Here is an 18,468-nt window from a genome sequence, read left to right on the forward strand (position 1 = left end):
ACTTTTGCTTACGTTAATAGTCGTTCTTAATTACAAAAAATGAGCCCCGAATGGTTCCGGCTAGTTTGGATTTTTGTCTTGCAAACTTAAACTTTCCTTCTAGCTCCTTCGGTACCTCCATTCCCTCGGAAAGTTTAAAGCCAACGGCCCGCTTCTTGGCGTCATCAACCGTATACATGACATTGAGACCAAGCCCATCTTCATAAAAGACGTAGGTAAATTGAATATTGTCCACTTGAAAACGCGATGTTTCGAGAGGCTTGGCCGCAAACTCAATATCACGTTCTTCTTTCAGAATTCGCTTCACATAATCCAGGTTCTCCTGGCTTTCGTCAGCGGGTATAACCTCAAATTCATGCTTGTATTTATTCATAAAATAACGGGCTTCATTCGCACGTAAACCAGCTAGCGCTGCTGCTACCGGTGAAGACTCTAGACCAACGGTAGACACATGTTTAAAATCAACGATATATGACATGTCTATCTCTCCTTCTCTTTATTTCCTAACAACCGGAATCCACATTTCTCCAAATACCACACCGTCTTTCTGTCCCATTTCAACTGTTGCATTCGGTCCCCCAACATAGGCATAATTCTTTTCTACTGGCAGGACTTGACCAAAGGCAACGCCAGTGAGCTTATTGCTTAACTCATCAGCCGTTTCTCCTTCACCCTTGACAACCAAGTATTCTCCCTTAGGAAATTGGATCACTCTGGTTGCTTCTGGCAGAGAAGCTTCCGTCATGACGCCAGCGTAATGCATCATCTTGTTGTTCACCGCCTCGTTCACGGCAAACATGTAGTCATTGGTGGCTAATGCTTTTAAAGTGTCAAGTCTTCCATCTTGTTTCACGGCCGACCAAAAATCTGCCTTTTCTTTGTTGATGCCAGCATAGTCTGTGTAATCGCTCTGAAGTTCAGTTCCAATTCCCAAAACGATAAAGCTGTCTTTTTCCTCAAAATTATAATTACTCATCCATAACACCGTCCTCTTTAAATTTATCAATTGATTTGTCTTTTCACTTGATGGGTTTATAATAACCTTAAATCATGTCAAAATATGATACTGTTTAGGGGGCCCCATGAAAAAAGTTGAACGGATTAATGTGATCATGCGGTATATCAATAACCGTGGCCACTTTACCATCTCTGAAATCATGCGAGAATTTAACATTTCCCGTTCGACAGCTATTCGGGACATCCGAGAAATTGAAGGCATGGGCATGCCCCTTGTCGCTGAAGTTGGAAGGGATGGGGGTTATTTTGTGATGAACAACTCTGTCCTGCCCACTGTCCGCTTCACCGATAATGAGATCAAAGCTCTCTTTATTGCTTTTATGGCCACAAGAAATCAACAACTCCCTTATCTCAAGAGTCGTCAGTCTTTAGCTGAAAAATTATTGGGCCTCATCTCGGAGAATCAGCAGGATGACCTTGTTCTTCTAAATCAAATATTGCTTTTTGAAGGGACCAACCCCCACAATCCTGACTTACTTGATCTGTCAGACCTGCCCCACCCTATGTTAGAAAAACTGATCCAGATTCTACTTGTAGAGAGCTATTTGTTGGTTACCGTCAAAAAAGAGAAAGAACTAAAGTCTTATTCCATATATCTTCTGCACCTATATCATGAAAAAGGCCTTTGGTTGATTGAAGGGTTTGACTTAGAGGAAGAAAAAAGGCTAATTGTACCTGTCGACAATCTAACCCATGTTGAACCGTACCCAACAAAAAAAAGGATAAGCAAGAAGAAGATCTTAGAGAGACTAACTCAGCAGGAAGAAGCAATTAACCTTGTGCTGGAGCTTGGTCCCAAGGCAATTGCACAATTTAAAAAGTACCATCCTTTAAAGTTTTCCCTTTCTTATACGAATCCTTACCAAACTACAGCGATTATAAAGATGTTTATCAATGTTCATCATTCAGAAGAATTAACGGATATAACGAACTGGCTGCTTTTTCTGGGCGATGATATCAAGTTCAAAGAAGTGCCAGATGAAATCCTGGAAAGGATACAAAGGAGATTAAGCTTATACATCTAATTATGTCCTACATGTATACCCTGAAGAACCTACTCAGGAATAATAAGCTTCTCTATTGGAAAAGTCATAAAATGACTTTTCTTTTTTTTCGCAATGATTCTTAGCTCAATGAAATTTCCGGTTATGAAAAAGCCCATTTTTTCAACCAAGGTATTTTATTTGAAACATTACCTTGACAGTCATAGTAGTATGACGTATTATACAATTGCGAGGTGATTACATGAGCCAGAACAAACTTACATCCGACCTACTGCGTGGCCATACCGATACGATGATATTACGGCTCTTATCCGAAGCTGACAGATATGGGTACGAGATCGTCAAAATGATTGCCGAACGTTCAGACGGTGAGTACGAATTAAAAGAAGCGACAATGTACTCCAGCGTCCGGCGACTTGAAGCAGAGGGCGATATCGAGTGGTATTGGGGTGATGAATCTCAAGGTGGACGTCGTAAATATTTCAGGATAACCGAAAAGGGTAAGGCGACGTATGTCAGCAACAAAGACAACTGGGCGTACGCCAAGCGCGTTCTTGAAAACCTATTATAAGGAGTGTTGAGGTTATGAATGAGAAATTAACCCACTATTTGAACGGCGTTTTCGCACCGTATGACGGGGTGAAAAGCGTCACCGAATTAAAAGCAGACCTGCACTCCGATTTGCAGGAGCGGTTCCGTGATCTCAAATCCGAGGGCAAGGATGATGAAACTGCTTTTGAAATGACCATTGAGAGCATTGGCGATATAGAGCAAACGGTACAGGAGGTCGCTAACCTCTCCCGCTCGCTGGAGCGGCAGGTGGTGACCAACTTTAGCGCAAGTAACCTGCCAACGAGCGACTTTGCAGGCGTGATCGCGCATAAAGGACAATTTAAGTCCAGCGCGTTGCGAGGCTCTAATTTCACCGCCGCGGACTTGACTGGCAGCTCGTTTTCCAGCAGCGATGTCCGAGATGCCAATTTTGACGGTGCTAATCTGACTGACTGCACCCTATCCACTCTCGACCTGGCAAATGTAAGCTTCAATCAATCCATTCTTGTACGTACACACTTCAGCAAATCGGGATTGGACGGAGCCAAATTCACAGGTGTACGACTGACCGACGTCACGTTCTCCTTGACCGATCTTCGAAAAACAATTTTCAAAAATTGTATCTTTGACGGCGTGGAGTTCAAATCATCCGATCTGGGAGGACAGTGTTTTGACGGGCAAACCTTCATCGGCGTCAAGTTTGACAAGGCGGCATTGAACGAAGTTTCGTTTAAGAACGCTACACTCAAAAACGTATCATTTCCAACGTCTTCATGGTCAAGAAAATATTACCGTGCAATTAAAACCGTCTGCTTTGACGGTGCGATGATGGATAAACTGACTTATGCCGCCCTTAAAGGCATGGATGCCAATCTGTCAAAAGTTACGGTTATATAAGGAGGGGATTATATGCAAAACAAGTCCATTCAAGTGATTGGCCTGCAAAAATCCTATAAGCAGCTTCAAGTCCTTAAGGGTGTGGATTTCGAGGTCGAAAGAGGTAGCATCTTCGCCCTGCTCGGTTCCAACGGTGCGGGCAAAACAACGGTTGTCAAAATCCTCACCACGTTGCTCCAAAAAGACAGCGGAACCGCCACCGTAAATGGATTCGATGTTGCAACAAAACCTGACCATGTGCGGCAGGCTATCAGTCTGACCGGGCAATTTGCCGCTGTGGACGAAATATTGACCGGAAGAGAAAACCTGATCATGATTGCCAAACTGCGATACCTCCAAAATCCACGTCAAGTTGCGGAAGATTTGCTTAAACGCTTCGACTTGATAGACGCCGCCGACCGCAGAGTATCAACGTATTCGGGTGGTATGCGCCGCAGGCTCGACATCGCTTTGAGCCTTGTGGGAAAACCGCAGATCATTTTCCTCGATGAGCCAACCACCGGCCTTGACCCCGAGGCACGTATCGAGGTTTGGAAGATTGTAAAGGAGCTTTCGAACAGCGGTACGACGGTATTCCTGACCACGCAGTATCTAGAGGAAGCTGAGCAGCTTGCGGATCGAATTGCCATTCTGCATGAGGGCAAGATTATCGCCAGCGGCACCCTCTCGGATCTTAAAAAGATGATCCCGTCCGCAAAGGTGGAGTATGTGGAAAAGCAGCCGACATTGGAAGATATATTTCTCGCAATCATCGGTAAAAAGGAGGCCATGTAAATGGAAACAGAAACGGTAAAAAAACACTTTTTCAGCGATATGAGCGTTATGCTTGGACGTTCCATGCGTCATATTTCCCGCAGTATGGACACCATCGTTACAGTTACCATTATGCCCATCGCATTTATGCTGTTGTTCGTCTACGTGTTTGGCGGCGCCATTCAAACCGGAACAGAGAACTACGTAAATTATCTTTTGCCAGGCATACTGTTGATTGCCATTGCCAGTGGTATATCCTATACAGCTTACCGACTGTTTATCGATGTACAGCGGGGCATATTCGAGCGATTTCACTCCATGCCAATTTCGCGTTCTACCTTACTATGGGGGCATGTGCTGACATCAATGGTCTCTAACGCTATATCGGTTGTCGTCATTATCCTGGTTGCATTGATCATGGGTTTTCGTTCATCAGCGGGTATACTGTCATGGCTTGGCGTAGCTGGCATACTCGCGCTGTTTACGCTCGCATTAACCTGGGTCGCAGCTATTGCTGGACTGTCTGCCAAAACCGTGGATGGCGCAAGTGCCTTCTCCTACCCGATTATATTCCTCCCTTTTATCAGCTCTGCATTTGTGCCCACCGAATCGATGCCTTCCGTCGTTCGCGCCTTTGCTGAAAACCAACCGGTAACCTCGATCGTCGAAGCTATTCGTGCACTCCTGTTAGGTCAGCCCGTAGGCAATGATATATGGGTCGCACTTGCATGGTGTATCGGTATTTTGTTTATAGCTTATTTTTTCGCAATGAAAGTATATCAAAAACGGGTGTGAGAACAGAGTAATTCTCTGCATTACACCTCCCTTAGACTACTCACTATAATGTGTTAAATGTTTAATTAAGCTTAAGTCTTTAATGTTTATCCTCCTTAGTTCTATTCCATCTGCTACGAACTTTTATTCTGTGCTTTCGATATAATTAGGTTAATAAAAACAACAAGCGAGTTACGCTTTAACGCGCAGCTCGCTTGTTCATGATAAGTATTATACAATCTATCTGTTCACCACACATTCAGAACGTAATAAAAAGCGAACAAAGCACATGCGCGCCCTGTCCACTTTTCTTGATGGATGTATTCCTATACTGGCTTCACCTTACTCGCTCAGGTTGTTCCAGAACGCCCGGAATGCGCCTTTCTCCATCTCGAAGAATACGGGCACATTACCATAACGCACAAGACCTTCACCGAACAGGACCAATTGCACCTTCGTCTTGTCTTCCAGCGTCAGGTAGATCATTTTGCGATCTTGTTGGCCGTAGAGATGCTCTTCCAGTTCCGGACTAGTTGCTACGGGTTTGGCGGCATATAGTGCCGAGATGAAGCTGTCCAGCGAGCCGTCTGCTGCCAGCGGCTGAAGCTGCTGCAAGCCGTTGTTCCAACTGGCGAAGGTTTCCCACTGCGCTGAAGCGACCTTGCCTTCGAGATGAAGCTTGCCGATCAGGTCGGATCCGCTGGTGATGGTGATGCCGTTGTTCTGGTCAAACAGTTGGGCATATACCTGGCCATCGATTTCGGTGTAGGACATGATTCGGAAGTTGGTGTCGTAGCCGTTCACTGCATAGATGTCCGCTTCGCCGATGTTGGAGGCCAGCTCCGTATATTGTTCCTGGCTGCTTAGCTCATGAATACCACCTTTCGTGGTACCGAGCTTCTCGCCGCGCAGGGCAAGCGCATCCGCACCGTCAATCGTGGTAGGAGACTGTGTATAAACGTTGCCCTGATAAACAACCAGTTGAAGCATATTGGCCATCGCGCCATTGCCCTTTGCATCCGGCAGCTCCGTCTTCGGAATTACCACCGGGTCGAACGACGCGCCCGGCGTCCCCTGTGCCATTTGTGTCACTGGTGTGGCCGGTCCCTTCACTTGCTGCCATACGCTTGGCGCTGCCAGTCCGATGCTGGCGGCGATGACGACGCTTGCTGCAATATAAAGAGGTTTATGCTGACGTTTTGGCTTCTGCTGTTGCGTGTTCAAGGTCTGCTCTATCCGTTTTTTCATTTGCTCATTTGTTTTCATATGATTCACCGCTTTCTTGTAATTTCGTTTGAATTGTTCTTCGTTCATTGGGGTTCTTCTCCTTCCAGCTCCAGTTTTAACAGCTGTCTTCCACGCTTCAATCGCATCTTCACAGCAGATTCGCTGATCTGCAAAATCTCGCTGATTGCTCGAACCGGATAATCTTCGTAATAGTACAGATGAACCACCGATCTATACTTGACGGGCAGTGACAGTACAAGTTCGATTAGCGCCTGATCTTCGGGATCGTCTGTCGTAAAGGGATCTGCTCCTTCCATCTTGACCTCCCGTTTGCGCCAGCCTCTGCCTAATAAGGATTTGCAATGATTGGTGATGACCCGGATCAGCCATGCTTTCTGATGCTCTGCATCGTTGAACGTAGGGGCTTTTTCTATAAGTTTGATGAACGTATCCTGAGTGGCTTCCTCCGCGTCCTCCCGTCTGCCGAGGTGTACCATGGCAATCCGGAACAGCGTATCCGCGTAAGTCTCATAGACTTTCATCACATGATCGCCCGACTGGGGCACTGATCGCTGCATGATTGTGATGCCCTCCTTTGTACCTCAAACACTCTTAAGGACGGCATTCGGTCACATTTTGTTAAAAAAATTTAATGTTAGAATATTCATCTATCCGCCATTTAGGATAAAAGCTTGTACGAAAAACAAAAAAAGCCGCTAAAATAGCGACTTTCGATGGGATTATATTTGTTGCCCTCCACTAAAATAAATCAATGATCCAGTTGTGTAGACGTTAGACGTTGTTGCCTATTGACTAATATATATTTGGATGCTGTAAGTAGAATAAATTCATCAGGATTGCATGTTTCGTCTAAAGCAGCTGTGATTCACATTTGCACATCACTAATTACCAGGTAGTTGGATGCCGCGCCAGCCGTTTACATCGCATTGTCCATATTCATTATCACCCACAGCCACCATTGTGCCATCTGATTTAAGACCGAGCGTATGAGCACAACCCGCAGCTACCGCCACAATATCATGCCAGCCACTTACATCGCATTGCCCATGTTTATTTCCACCTACAGCCACCACTGTACCGTTCGAAACAAGACCGATGGTATGATAACTGCCTGCCGCGATCGCCACCATTTCGCTCCAGCCATCTACATCGCATTGGCCATGCTTGTTTCCACCCACAGCCATCACCGTACCGTCCGATTTAAGCCCGACGGTATGCAGGTAACCGGCAGCTACCGCCACGATCTTGCGCCAACTCTTCACCATGCATTGACCATACCGATTATTACCTACACTTTCCGCGGTGCCGTCCGATGTAAGCCCAATGGTGTGCCAGTCACCCGCAGCTACTGCCACCATATCACGCCAGCCGTTTACATTGCATTGGCCTTCAACATTCCGACCTACAGCCACCACTGTTCCATCTGATTTTAGCCCGATACTACAACGCCACCCCGCAGCAACCGCTATCATATCGTGCCAGTTGTTTACATTGCATTGGTCATGCTTGTTCCAGCCCACAGCCGCCACTGTACCGTTCGAAACAAGACCAATGCTATGAGCATTCCCCGTGTTCGTTGCCATATGTACATTTCCGGCAGCAACCTCCACGATCTCCTGCCAGCCGCTTACATCACATTGGCCATATTTATTATCACCCACAGCCATCACTGTTCCGTCCGATGCAAGAGCTAAGGTGTGACGTGGACCCGCCGCTATGGTATGTTTGGGCCATCTTTTCGTGATGTCATTCTCCTCCCATCGTTTCAAATCATTCATTTTTTCCAAAATGAAGTAAAATATCATCTACAGATTGTTCTGGTGACTGCTCCGAATTGTCCAGCCAAAACCCGACTTTAGGTGTTTCCTTTAAAAACGCCGAGTACAAATATTCCACCGTAAAACCAGTGTACCCGACTTTTCCTCTACGTTGCTCACGTTCGGCGATCACCTCTACATTGGGACACAGCACAACTACCTGAACCGGGTAATCCTTTAATTGCTCTATCATATAGGATAATTCCGCTCCATAATAATTGTCCTGTAAAACAACTGAAAAACCATTATCGTAATAGGTTTTTGCAGCATTTACGGCTAATCGATAACGCATATATAATTGACGGACTGCTTCTTCGGATGGTTCTGCGGACATGTCTTCGCGTCCGGAAACAATCATGCGACGAAAAACATCGCCACGCAGATGAACACATTTGCCCAGTTTGGAAGCCAGCAACTCGGATATCGTTGATTTCCCAGAAGCCATAACTCCTGTGATTAAATACATCGTTTCTCTCATGGTGAACCCTCCTTGCTCCTATTCAACTATAATGTATACCGTATTCAATATGGTTTTTTAACTCATAACAACTCATAACCCACTGATTTTTGCAAAACAATTATACTTTCCTGAAGAAACGATTGGTTTTTTTCCACACCTCTGTTTTTACACCAAACAACCGCACTGAAAGCATCGTAAAAATTATAGAATGGCAGCACGATATCCAGGTTTAAGATAGGGCGAATCGTTCGATAACCTTCGATATACGGGGACTTTGTTTTCGGGTTCACTTCCCAAATATATCTATTCATTTTAGTGAAATCAATTTCAGAAGAGCCACCGCGTGCACTCTCAAAATCAATAATACCAGTAACCTTGTCGCTGTTCACTAATATATTACCAGGTCTAAAATCCATATGAACAAAACATGGTCCGTCCGGATCGGGTAAAGCAGAGAAAACACCATCAAAGTGAAGAATACATCTTTCATACAATTCTGGATCAAGCAGTTCTTTGCAAGGCTCTTTCCAGTTTTCAAAATTATTTTTAATATGGAGTCTCCAATTATTTTGGTCAAGCAACTTAAATCCATTGAGCCCATGGTAACCGTATCCTGGAGCTTTTACTTCATGGAGCATTGCATGATACATGCCAATCTGAAAAGAAAGCTTCTCATCGATATCTTTTGTACAAGGCACACCTTGAATTGCCGAAAGAAGCAAGGCCCCAGTTGTACTTTCATCTCCATGCCAAATGTCCAATACCTTGGGAACAGGTATTACGTCCTTCAATGTTTCAAGCACTTGAAATTCACGGATCAGTTTATCCTTGTTAAAAGGGATTTTTACATAGACATTTTCTCCACTCATAAGAGTAAGTTTGTATACAGCTGAACTGAATGAATCTGGCACATCTTCTATATTCAAAACGTTTAACTTTAGCTTTTCTATCACATTTAAAATGGAACACATAAAAGAGTACCTCCTGTATTGTTAACAAGCGATCATTGCGATTGGTTCCCGAATCCTTTTCTCGCACCTACCTGAATTTGATGTCAACGACTTTTCCACGTTCTTGGAAACCTATATTCTGATACACCTTATTCGAATCCGGGTTCTTTAAGTCGGCATATAACATCGGTTCTAACCCTTCAGATTCAAGGACCGAACATATTTCAGCCACAAGGGCACTGGCATATCCCCTCTTACGGAAGAGAGATGGCGTGTATACTGCGTTAATTCGTGCATGTCTAGGCGAACGATGTGCAATGTTAGCCATTGAAACAGGAAGACGATCTACATACCAGAGATATACATTCCCTGCCTTGACCATTTCCTCTGCTGTTGAAATCTGACTAGCCGGATCAACGATGACCCCGTAAGCCCCTTCTGAGAATCCTGCCAAGAACGCTGCTACGATCTCCACATGATGTCTCGTCGCTTGATGCATTGTCCCGCGTACGTTATGTGGTTTTTTTACTTCTGAACAAGAGTAAGATTCCATGATCATATGAGGAAAATATGGAACATCATTGGTCTCGGAATACATCTGTGCAAAGTGTTCTACCATCGTTGGATCACCAGATACACCTGGCACTGCCGTTCCGTTGAGTAATTCTACGAGTTCTTGGAAAACGTTGTGCCTTCTATCTTCTTCGAGTTCTTTGGAGACCCACAACCAAGCGTTCTGGCCTTCCGATTGGGCAAAGATCATTTGTTCATCCGTTGTTTTTAGGCATTTAGAGTTTCTTGACTCACATATGCGATGAAGGAGATTGTATTGAACTTCATCCGCTAAAAACATTGTCTGACTAAGTACTTGATCATTCATATCCCATTTTTGCAACATTTCGGTTCCTCCTCGGTTGATCCTATAAACATCAAAAAGACCCCGTCCCATGAGGGACGGAGTCATCTCCGCGTTACCACCCTGATTGGTGTATGAATGAATACACCCACTCGCCATCGTCCAACAACGATGCTTCTTTGTAACGGCAGAATCCCGGGCCCGTCTACTATAAGTTCGGGGGCCTGCTCAGAGGCGATTTTTGATAAGGATATCCGCTGCCTCGCACCAACCGGCAGTTCTCTGAACGGCGTTTCCGAATCGACTTGTCCTCTTCATCGCATTTCAATGAAATTAATTAAATTCACTATATTGGATTAAGGAATATTTTGTCAACCATTATGAACAGCGGTTTAAAGAAACAACGATTTACTAGGAAGTGAGCAAGTTCCCCTTTTATTATCCGCATGGTCAGTATACTTCTATTCGTTTATTTGACTCTAGTAACCACGAATGGTTCGTTCAACGCCTGCAAAGCGGCGGCCATATCAGCAGACGAGAGTCTGTCGCCGGCCGAAATATGATATTGGAACTCATAGAATCCACCCAAGGTCGCTTTGAAATTGGTTTCCCAATAATTCGTCATCAGCCAGGCATAGGCTTCCGGTTGAGCGTCAGGTGCTTGCTGGGTGTGGACCTTTCTGGTCCCGTAATCCAGTGTTCCCCATTGCACGAGAGGTGTGTCCGGAACAGCAAGCAGCAGGCTGCGGTCGTTATCCTGCCAGGCAATGCCCGACTGCAAAGCGGAATAATCCAGGCAAGTTCCCGGAATCTGATCCTTCCAGGGGCGAACGAGCCCTCCCGGCTTGTCGGCAAACAGGGTCACCGGCCCAGTGCCTCCCGGGGTGAACGGCAGAGCCAGATAAACGTTCTCCGGATTCCAAACGCTCTCTTTATGGAACCGAACCGAGATGTCCAGCCGATTTTGACAGGCATAGATCCGCAGGAACAATGCAAAATAGGAGATACCCTTTAGCTGATAACCAAGCTCAACGGTAGCGTATAGCGGTCCATTATCTACGGTGCGGACAGAGATGAGCTGACCAACCGAACGCTCCACGTTCAGCCCTTTACGGTTGCGTCCCATTTTGGAACGAATGCTCCACACCTGGGAAGCATCCGCAGGGTTCGCCGGATTCGTCACCTCATAAATTGGTGTGAACGCCCCATACAGATCATCCGCTTTCAGCAGTTCACGTCCTGTCTCCTTATCGATCCACGAGACGATGCCGCGATCTTTCGACCAAGTCAGATGTACAAAAGGTGACTCCAACCCGTTCTGGCAAACGGAGATCGGCGCTTTCCTTCCACCCGGTGTTAAGGAATACATATCCTCCATATCGTACACCTGGTCAGAGCCGATCAGCTTCGAATTGGAGATTGAAGTTAAGGAAGAATGACTCTGCTGAGCTGCCAGGTGTGGGCGCAGGATCAGTATACAACTCTCCATACCCTGGAGCTTAAGCTCCACAATAATGGTCTGCGGGTGGCTTGACTGCTGGATCAGCACCTGTCCCGTGTCCTCCCGGATCACCTCCACTCCGTTCAACAACTCATCCGGTTCCCATCCATCAAGCTTCAACTGAACCAACTCGGTTACCTCCCGCTCCGAGAGGTTCGTGACCTTGAAGCAATAAGGACGCCCCGGGTACAAGGTGGCGGCATGATCGGCTAGCAGCGCTTGATCCAGCGCGCGGTAAGCAAGCCTGCTTGCCTCTGCAGCGTGAGCTGTCTTGCGAACCTCGAGCATCTGTACATTTTTGTGCCACGGTTCATAAACAGAGGAATGATAACCCCAAGTGTGTTCGGCATAAAGAGTAAGCGCCTGTTCTACAGCCTCGATTTCCTGAAGACTGACACTTTTTTGTTCAGGGTCAAGTTTTTCCACCTTGCGAAGCGTCCGCTGTGCGTCTCGGTAAATCTGGGTGTGCATCGGTGTGGAGCTTACACCATCCGACCACCAGTCCGGCCAATCCCCCTTATGTACGGGTAGACCATCCGTCCCTTCCTCCTTCAACCGGGCAAAAAAGCCACTCAACGTACTCATCTCCACGGAAATCCCCCAGCCGTTTTGACGGTTCCACGCCTCAATCCATTCCATGATTGCGCTATTGGGAGATCCGTTGTCTGTGGGTAGTCCGGACAGCATCATCGGCACGAAATCATATGGATACTGCTCTGCCTCAAGCTGGGCCAAGTACCGATGGATGCGAATATGGGCGATTTGATCATGAATGTCTGCAGATTCCACAAGTCTGTGGCCGAATTCATCACGAATCATGTATTTGCCAAGCGCACCGGGGCAGAAGCCAAGCTCGTTGCCAAGCATGTAGTGGTCTCCATTCCAGACCAGCAGACGTTCCCCACTTGGGGCCTCCCACCAGAAAGGGGACTGCTTGCGGCCCAGCGCATACATGCCGTGATGGGTATGGATACAGCTGAATAAATGCCGGATTCCGTTATCCAGCAGGCTGTCGGCATATCCCCAGCTGTATCCGTTGATATCCGCCGTCATCGCACTGTCTATTGGGTGACCGATAGATCCGGCATAGGTCTGAGCCTTGCTGTGTATTTTGTTCAGCAACTGTAGATCAGGCAGCTCAGTCATATTCAAATACGTGCCGGACAGCTCGATATCTCCGCGTCGCACGGCTTCGGCAAATGCACCTTTTTCCTCGTCTCCGGCCTGCTTCAGGAATTGTTCCACGGCCCAAAAGGTCTCACAGGTCCAACGGAACCCTTTCCACTTGGGGTTTACGCCGGTATGGGCATCATTAACAATACGCAGCGCCTGACGGATAAAATCGATATGATATTGTTCAATCTTTTCCTGACGGTCGGTATAACCAAGGTCGGTATGGGAATGGTGAATGACGTAAATTTTCCATTTCCGTTCAAGCGTCGGGATCGCGGCCTCTTTGATTTGTTGTTCGAGTGTCATCGTTATTTTCTCCTTTGGTCGTGGAATAGGTACCTTTTACGAGCTCGAAAATCCCGTGGAACACATGCTCCTGCATTGGTTTCTCAACATGCAGAGAAATCTTCGCGGGCAAAAGCGCTTCCAAAAGTGTGCCGCCAAATAAATCTTGGGTGTCGGCAATCTGTCCACCCAGAATCAGACATGAGGGGCGGAACGCTGCCACGTACGGGTGCAGCATTTCCCCAAGCCGCTGGCCGTAAAGCTGCCATACACGGATAGCGGAGGAATTTCCCTGTCTGGCCGCTATGGCCAGATGGTAAACGTCCTCTCCCTCCCTTCGAGCATCATGGCTGTCTGCCAAGGCCAAAATCCCTCGGCTTCCGAAGAGATCATCCACAGTGCCTCCCTTGTATTGCTCGGCATACAACATGCCTGAGTCAGGAATTCCCCATTTTCCGCTGACAATAGATCGGTTCTCAACAAAAGCGGAGCCGAGGCCCGTTCCCAATGTAAGGCAAAGCAATCTTTCCTGAGGAAAAAGCCTGCTGACCCCCAGAGCAAACAAGGCTGCATCATTGTCAAAACGAATATCTGCGGCTGCAAGCCGGGTCATCCATGTAGGAGAGTTCCGTTCTGCCGCAAGCGCCGTTAATTCACTCCGCAGCAGTGTTTTTAAATTGACTTCATATAGCTGCTCGTATTTATTCAATCCCTGGATATGGGAAATCCCTGTTTCGTATTCAAAAGGGCCGGGGAAAGCAAAGCCGATGTGAAAGTTGGGAAAGCTGGCCCGGGTTCCTTTAACAGAACTTAGCTGCTGCACGTAGTCGATGTATGCAGCAGCAAGCTCCTGAATCACGTCGACTAGGTTGGAGGCGATTTCATTCGCGCCACTGTCGGAGCGCGATGACCTTTTGACATAAAGTTGTGGCAGAAGATTCCCATCACTCAATACGACGGCACCCTTCAAAAAGGTCCCACCGGCATCAATGGCGATCGTGACATCAGGGTTCATAAGTGCTCACCAGATTTCCAGTGATGCGGAAGCAATGGGATGTTCCAGTCTGGCGAAACCTGTGCCCGGATCAGGGTGCATGATCGGTCACCCAGCGACTCCAGGCGGAAACCTCCGACGGAGGCAGGAACAATATAGGCCTCTGCGTAGCCCCATTCCACGGCGGCTGCCTCATCATCAAGCGGAGTGAGCCTCACCCGGTCGCCTTCTACGAGATTGAACATAACTAACTCTCCTGCGGTATTATCGATCCACTCTCCGTCCAGTTTTAATCTTTTGATCTGAAACAGCAGATCTTCCCGTTCACCCAGCAGCTCTTCCCTGCTGTCTCCCTGTACCCGACCTTCTTTTGGGACCGCTATCAAATGCTTCTGAACATAATCCGTGTCAAACTGTTCCTGCATGTTGGCTCGGGCATGATCGCCGTTGATCGGCCGTGGACGCCCGTCTCTGTCGAGGCGCAAATGGTCGTAAATTTTGAAGGTAAACCACCAGGTTGTCGAAGAAATCTCCAGCACCAGATTGTTTTTACCCGAAAAGTGTACGGCTCCCGGCGGGATCAGAAACAGATCGCCCTTATTTGCATCCCATATGTTCACATATTCTGCGATCTTCAACGGTTCTCCCGAGGTGTGGGCAGATTCGACCGCTTTAAGCAATTTCTCCCCGGTTGTTCCCTCCGTGAAGCCTAACCCCACAAAAGGTTTGGCGCCTTCCTTCTGCTCCATAATGTAATAGGATTCCTGCTGCGTCATCGTTTCGTTGAAGGTCTGCTCGATGTAAGCCTGCTGGGGATGGACCTGCAAAGACAGATGATCTCCGTCCATCGTATCGAGATAATCAAACCGGATCGGAAAATAATCGCCAAACAGCCGGACATTGCGCTCGCCCATGATTGCCTCAGGATGAGCGGACAGAAGCAGTGGGAAGGGAAGCTCCACTATAAAATCTCCATAACCGATTAATAGCGTGTTCTCTGGTGCGACAGGTTCAAACCCCCATGCGCAGTTATTCCAATCCCGGGGCAGGTCGCACAGTTCTTTCAAATACTGTCCGCCCCAAATTCCCGGTGCAAAAAACGGCTTTACTCGAAAAGGCTGCCGGGCTACCGTAGCCAAAAGTCGGCGCAGCATGGGAACCGTGACCAAAACGGGACTTTCCCGATTGTTCGTATCCACGTAGTAGTCAAAATCGTACAAGTGGCGTGTCCGATATTCCTCCCAGACGGGCCACTCCAGAAACAAGGCCTGTTTGTAGGTTTCGACCGGATCCCGGCAAGGACCTAACCCCAGGGAACCCATCCCCTGCTGATGCAAGTTCTGCTGAACCTCTCTGGATAAGTCGATAAAAAGAGAGACGTTCACCACACCCGATGCTGCAGAAAGGAAACCGGAGCCAGACCCAAAGGTCACAACGATGGGGCCTAACGGATCGGCTATCGGCGCTTGGGCATCTGCATTTTCAGCAGAATGATAAAGCCGTAGTTGTTGCTCCACATCACTGAGCCACTCTTCCTGTGCATGTTGCCGGAAATAATCATCAACGCTGACGCCCGAGGCCACAACACCAAAAGCACGGTTATCCGTCAGATACGGGTGAAACTGCTGAAGCAAATCCGCTGCAGGTTTCAAATAATAAGTGCTATCTACCTCAATTAAAGGCCTGTTTTCCCGGTGACAGCGCGAACGGACCTTTTCCAGACATTCGCTGAATGCGACACCGTGCGTACCGTCAAGGACCATGTAAAAGGGAAACAACTCACTCTCACTCTGTACACATTCGGGCCACATTTGATCAAGCCATTCTTCATACCCATTCCAGATCCCCGGTTCGTTCTCTTGGTCGGGCTGAGGCCGAATGAAATTAACTGGGTTGGCCTGAAAGGTCAAAGGGGATATTCGCGGCATGTTTAAACCTCCAACTCTATATCGATTTATGTTCATCATTGTATAGGGAGTTGGAGGTGCTGTCTTTAAACGATCAAGCTGTGTTTTTGTACAATCAGGACATTTGGGGTGGGTACTGCATTTTGCCAGAACGGCCTTCGGCAAACTGAATACGGCGGAATTTGGCCGGGGAAACGCCAAGCTCGCGGGTGAAGATCCGGGTAAAATAGTGCACGGATTGGAATCCGCACTGGATGGCGATATCTTTAATTGGTGTCTGTTCATTTAACAGGAGCCAAGCGGCTTGCTGAACGCGTCGTTCCTGAATATAGTGGACGAAGGACTGCCCCAGATTTTCCTGAAACAACCGTGTCAGGTGGCGGGACGAAATGTGGAGGTGCCTTGACACCGTCATAAGCGTAAGCTCATTGATCAAATTATCATCAATGTACCGTTTAGCCTGATGGAACAACGTATTCATTTCCACGGGTTGCTCTCCCGTACCGGCCGAGTTTGTTCGAGCTGGAGTGTGCAAATCCGCTATGGATAAGAGCAGAGAAGCCGAAATTTGTTTTACAGCAAGAGGAAGATCAGCTCCGGGAAAGTCAAAAGAAGCGATAAGCGCTTGCCATAAATGGCCCGTCGGCGTAAGTTCCGCATCCTGGGCTACGCTTTGCCCAAGCTCGGCAAGACGACGGAAGGATTCGGTATAATAGACATCTGTGTGAGCTTCATCCAGCTCAAAAGCAACATAACAAAGCGTAAGACCCGTCTGGCTGCGGATTTGATGCCAAGCACCAGGAAGAGATAGAAAAGCCGTTCCTTTATTTAATACATAATGCTGGTTTTGTTCTATGTAGCTTCCTTCCCCTTCTACCACATAACAGGCTTCAAAAAAGGAATGCCGATGGAAGGCATTATCGAAATGATCGGGCATGAATCCCCAATACAAAATGGACAATGAAAGCCCTGCCTGATCTACTTTTGTAATATAACGATTGCATATGTGATTGGCCCTACGGAACCTGGCTTCGATGGTCATGATGTTCTCTCCCCTCAAGCTCTTATGATACGTTTGGATACCATTAAACCGAAACAACCTTAGTCCGGTTGCGTACCGAAATAAGGTTGCTTAAGTCTAATTTTTAACAGTCTACTTGACATATGACATAGAAGGCGGTTACAGGGAAAACAGAAAGCCCCTTATATACTTCTATGGATCACACTTTTGGTCTCTGCTGCCTCAAAAATGGTCTCAATCAGCACCAGTACTCTGTGAACTTCATCATGCTTAACTGCAAGTTCAGATTTCCCTTCGATTGCAGAGACAAAATTCTCATAAAAACTTTGCGGTTTCAAATCCGGCTTCTCAATCGCAAACTTTAGCGTGGACTCTTCGGACGGCGGCGCCATCGTCTTGGTCAATCCCTGCCCCGCTTTGATGGGTTTCGGCTCCACATGAGCAACATCCGGATTCCGGGTGATGATCTCTCCGCTCAAATCCCAGTCCCTAATGATTGCCGTTCCTTCCGTTCCTTTGATGTACCATCTCGGTAACTTCACATAGTTGGTTGTTCCCACCTCAATAAGTGCCGTCAAGCCATCTTTAAACGTAATATAACTGGTAAATCCATCATCCACTTCAGTTCCCAAAATATAACTTAGCGTAGATGTCACGCTTTCAATTTGGCTGTCCGTAATCAGAAGCAGTTGGTCCAGCAAATGCACGCCCCAATCCAACAACATACCTCCACCGTAATCCTTCAGTTGACGCCAATCACCAGGAATACCATTGGCTCCCTGTACCCGGGATTCCAAATGGAACAGTTCTCCCAGGGTCTTCTTGTCGATTACGTCTTTGGCAATCCGGAAATCTTCATCCCAGCGACGATTTTGATGCACTGTAAACAAGCGCTTCTCATGGTTCGCTACTTTGACGATATCTTTAAAATCCTCGCTGGTTATCGTCACCGGTTTTTCGCAAATGACATGTTTACCAGCCTGAAGGGCCTGGATTGCTATATCTTTATGAACATCGTTAGGTGTAGCAATCAAAACCACATCTACAAGCTCATCTGCCAAAACGGCATCCAGGCTTGCGTAAGTTTTAAAGCCGGCTTCCTTTCCCAATTCCATCCGATATTCAACGGTATCGTATACACCAATTACGGAAATCTGTGGTACAGGTTCAATCAACTGGACATGGTAACTGCCCATCCCCCCATAACCAACGATTGCTACATTATAGTTTCGATTGTCCATTTTCATCGTCCTTCCCTT

The 18,468-nt window shown here is 47.1% G+C and carries 18 protein-coding genes and 1 other annotated feature; of the genes, 5 read left to right on the forward strand and 13 right to left on the reverse strand.

Going from position 1 to position 18,468, the window contains the following annotated elements:
* Positions 1 to 13: 13 nt before the first annotated feature.
* Both PPA03S_RS19145 and PPA03S_RS19150 read right to left on the reverse strand, forming a co-directional pair.
* Positions 14 to 478, reverse strand: a complete 465-nt coding sequence (locus tag PPA03S_RS19145) for a DUF8821 family protein (RefSeq protein ID WP_062325233.1) — start codon at positions 476 to 478, stop codon at positions 14 to 16.
* A gap of 18 nt (positions 479 to 496) precedes the next feature.
* A complete protein-coding gene (locus tag PPA03S_RS19150) occupies positions 497 to 976 on the reverse strand; it encodes a GyrI-like domain-containing protein (RefSeq protein ID WP_062325235.1) in 480 nt (159 codons plus the stop codon).
* A 106-nt stretch (positions 977 to 1,082) separates the two neighbouring features.
* On the opposite strand from PPA03S_RS19150, the gene PPA03S_RS19155 reads away from it, so the two are divergent.
* The 5 genes from PPA03S_RS19155 to PPA03S_RS19175 all read left to right on the forward strand — a co-directional run bounded on the left by PPA03S_RS19155 (position 1,083) and on the right by PPA03S_RS19175 (position 5,018).
* Positions 1,083 to 2,042: a helix-turn-helix transcriptional regulator gene (locus PPA03S_RS19155; protein WP_062325238.1), complete on the forward strand. Its 960-nt coding sequence runs from the start codon at positions 1,083 to 1,085 to the stop codon at positions 2,040 to 2,042.
* A 220-nt stretch (positions 2,043 to 2,262) separates the two neighbouring features.
* Positions 2,263 to 2,592, forward strand: coding sequence for a PadR family transcriptional regulator (locus PPA03S_RS19160; RefSeq protein WP_062325240.1), 330 nt, complete (start codon positions 2,263 to 2,265; stop codon positions 2,590 to 2,592).
* A gap of 14 nt (positions 2,593 to 2,606) precedes the next feature.
* Positions 2,607 to 3,470, forward strand: a complete 864-nt coding sequence (locus PPA03S_RS19165) for a pentapeptide repeat-containing protein (RefSeq protein WP_062325242.1) — start codon at positions 2,607 to 2,609, stop codon at positions 3,468 to 3,470.
* Positions 3,471 to 3,482: 12 nt separating this feature from the next.
* Positions 3,483 to 4,244 carry an ABC transporter ATP-binding protein gene (locus tag PPA03S_RS19170; protein ID WP_062325243.1) on the forward strand — a complete coding sequence of 254 codons (762 nt, stop codon included), beginning with the start codon at positions 3,483 to 3,485 and terminating at the stop codon, positions 4,242 to 4,244.
* Positions 4,245 to 5,018, forward strand: coding sequence for an ABC transporter permease (locus PPA03S_RS19175; RefSeq protein ID WP_062325245.1), 774 nt, complete (start codon positions 4,245 to 4,247; stop codon positions 5,016 to 5,018).
* A 321-nt stretch (positions 5,019 to 5,339) separates the two neighbouring features.
* Here the strand turns inward: PPA03S_RS19175 and PPA03S_RS19180 are convergent, their stop codons facing one another.
* The 11 genes from PPA03S_RS19180 to PPA03S_RS19230 all read right to left on the reverse strand — a co-directional run bounded on the left by PPA03S_RS19180 (position 5,340) and on the right by PPA03S_RS19230 (position 18,456).
* On the reverse strand, positions 5,340 to 6,311 hold the full coding sequence (locus PPA03S_RS19180; protein WP_062325247.1) for a hypothetical protein: 972 nt from the start codon (positions 6,309 to 6,311) through the stop codon (positions 5,340 to 5,342).
* The gene (locus PPA03S_RS19185; RefSeq protein ID WP_062325249.1) at positions 6,308 to 6,802 is read right to left on the reverse strand and encodes an RNA polymerase sigma factor; all 495 of its coding nucleotides are present in this window, start codon (positions 6,800 to 6,802) and stop codon (positions 6,308 to 6,310) included. The genes PPA03S_RS19180 and PPA03S_RS19185 overlap by 4 nt, the downstream gene beginning before the upstream one ends.
* A gap of 324 nt (positions 6,803 to 7,126) precedes the next feature.
* Entirely contained in the window at positions 7,127 to 8,023 is an 897-nt protein-coding gene (locus PPA03S_RS19190) for an RCC1 domain-containing protein (RefSeq protein WP_062325251.1), read from the reverse strand.
* The gene (locus tag PPA03S_RS19195; RefSeq protein WP_062325253.1) at positions 8,016 to 8,540 is read right to left on the reverse strand and encodes an AAA family ATPase; all 525 of its coding nucleotides are present in this window, start codon (positions 8,538 to 8,540) and stop codon (positions 8,016 to 8,018) included. Before PPA03S_RS19195 ends, PPA03S_RS19190 begins: the two co-directional genes overlap by 8 nt.
* 62 nt (positions 8,541 to 8,602) lie before the next feature.
* Positions 8,603 to 9,493, reverse strand: coding sequence for a phosphotransferase family protein (locus PPA03S_RS19200; protein WP_062325255.1), 891 nt, complete (start codon positions 9,491 to 9,493; stop codon positions 8,603 to 8,605).
* A gap of 67 nt (positions 9,494 to 9,560) precedes the next feature.
* Positions 9,561 to 10,370, reverse strand: coding sequence for a GNAT family N-acetyltransferase (locus tag PPA03S_RS19205; protein WP_062325257.1), 810 nt, complete (start codon positions 10,368 to 10,370; stop codon positions 9,561 to 9,563).
* 49 nt (positions 10,371 to 10,419) lie between these two features.
* Positions 10,420 to 10,655 (reverse strand) — a binding site (T-box leader).
* A 142-nt stretch (positions 10,656 to 10,797) separates the two neighbouring features.
* Positions 10,798 to 13,308 (reverse strand): glycoside hydrolase family 38 N-terminal domain-containing protein, encoded by a 2,511-nt coding sequence (locus tag PPA03S_RS19210; RefSeq protein WP_062325258.1) that lies wholly within the window; start codon positions 13,306 to 13,308, stop codon positions 10,798 to 10,800.
* Positions 13,262 to 14,302 carry an ROK family protein gene (locus PPA03S_RS19215; protein WP_062325260.1) on the reverse strand — a complete coding sequence of 347 codons (1,041 nt, stop codon included), beginning with the start codon at positions 14,300 to 14,302 and terminating at the stop codon, positions 13,262 to 13,264. The genes PPA03S_RS19210 and PPA03S_RS19215 overlap by 47 nt, the downstream gene beginning before the upstream one ends.
* A complete protein-coding gene (locus PPA03S_RS19220; protein ID WP_245683670.1) occupies positions 14,299 to 16,209 on the reverse strand; it encodes a class I mannose-6-phosphate isomerase in 1,911 nt (636 codons plus the stop codon). Before PPA03S_RS19220 ends, PPA03S_RS19215 begins: the two co-directional genes overlap by 4 nt.
* A gap of 94 nt (positions 16,210 to 16,303) precedes the next feature.
* Complete coding sequence (locus tag PPA03S_RS19225) at positions 16,304 to 17,230, reverse strand: helix-turn-helix transcriptional regulator (RefSeq protein WP_062325262.1); 927 nt, start codon at positions 17,228 to 17,230, stop codon at positions 16,304 to 16,306.
* Between the two features lie 161 nt (positions 17,231 to 17,391).
* Complete coding sequence (locus PPA03S_RS19230; RefSeq protein ID WP_062325264.1) at positions 17,392 to 18,456, reverse strand: Gfo/Idh/MocA family protein; 1,065 nt, start codon at positions 18,454 to 18,456, stop codon at positions 17,392 to 17,394.
* Between the last annotated feature and the right edge of the window lie 12 nt (positions 18,457 to 18,468).

The organism is Paenibacillus pabuli NBRC 13638, assembly GCF_001514495.1.
In the GTDB taxonomy this organism is placed as follows: domain Bacteria; phylum Bacillota; class Bacilli; order Paenibacillales; family Paenibacillaceae; genus Paenibacillus; species Paenibacillus pabuli.

Bases quoted from the DNA above. Each gene is read 5' to 3' on its own strand.
- PPA03S_RS19230 (WP_062325264.1), bottom strand. From the start codon at position 18,456: ATGAAAATGGACAATCGAAACTATAATGTAGCAATCGTTGGTTATGGG.
- PPA03S_RS19175 (WP_062325245.1), top strand. From the start codon at position 4,245: ATGGAAACAGAAACGGTAAAAAAACACTTTTTCAGCGATATGAGCGTT.
- PPA03S_RS19160 (WP_062325240.1), top strand. From the start codon at position 2,263: ATGAGCCAGAACAAACTTACATCCGACCTACTGCGTGGCCATACCGAT.
- PPA03S_RS19190 (WP_062325251.1), bottom strand. From the start codon at position 8,023: ATGAATGATTTGAAACGATGGGAGGAGAATGACATCACGAAAAGATGG.
- PPA03S_RS19180 (WP_062325247.1), bottom strand. From the start codon at position 6,311: ATGAACGAAGAACAATTCAAACGAAATTACAAGAAAGCGGTGAATCAT.
- PPA03S_RS19165 (WP_062325242.1), top strand. From the start codon at position 2,607: ATGAATGAGAAATTAACCCACTATTTGAACGGCGTTTTCGCACCGTAT.
- PPA03S_RS19145 (WP_062325233.1), bottom strand. From the start codon at position 478: ATGTCATATATCGTTGATTTTAAACATGTGTCTACCGTTGGTCTAGAG.
- PPA03S_RS19185 (WP_062325249.1), bottom strand. From the start codon at position 6,802: ATGCAGCGATCAGTGCCCCAGTCGGGCGATCATGTGATGAAAGTCTAT.
- PPA03S_RS19195 (WP_062325253.1), bottom strand. From the start codon at position 8,540: ATGAGAGAAACGATGTATTTAATCACAGGAGTTATGGCTTCTGGGAAA.
- PPA03S_RS19150 (WP_062325235.1), bottom strand. From the start codon at position 976: ATGAGTAATTATAATTTTGAGGAAAAAGACAGCTTTATCGTTTTGGGA.
- PPA03S_RS19205 (WP_062325257.1), bottom strand. From the start codon at position 10,370: ATGTTGCAAAAATGGGATATGAATGATCAAGTACTTAGTCAGACAATG.
- PPA03S_RS19155 (WP_062325238.1), top strand. From the start codon at position 1,083: ATGAAAAAAGTTGAACGGATTAATGTGATCATGCGGTATATCAATAAC.
- PPA03S_RS19200 (WP_062325255.1), bottom strand. From the start codon at position 9,493: ATGTGTTCCATTTTAAATGTGATAGAAAAGCTAAAGTTAAACGTTTTG.
- PPA03S_RS19220 (WP_245683670.1), bottom strand. From the start codon at position 16,209: ATGCCGCGAATATCCCCTTTGACCTTTCAGGCCAACCCAGTTAATTTC.
- PPA03S_RS19215 (WP_062325260.1), bottom strand. From the start codon at position 14,302: ATGAACCCTGATGTCACGATCGCCATTGATGCCGGTGGGACCTTTTTG.
- PPA03S_RS19170 (WP_062325243.1), top strand. From the start codon at position 3,483: ATGCAAAACAAGTCCATTCAAGTGATTGGCCTGCAAAAATCCTATAAG.
- PPA03S_RS19210 (WP_062325258.1), bottom strand. From the start codon at position 13,308: ATGACACTCGAACAACAAATCAAAGAGGCCGCGATCCCGACGCTTGAA.
- PPA03S_RS19225 (WP_062325262.1), bottom strand. From the start codon at position 17,230: ATGACCATCGAAGCCAGGTTCCGTAGGGCCAATCACATATGCAATCGT.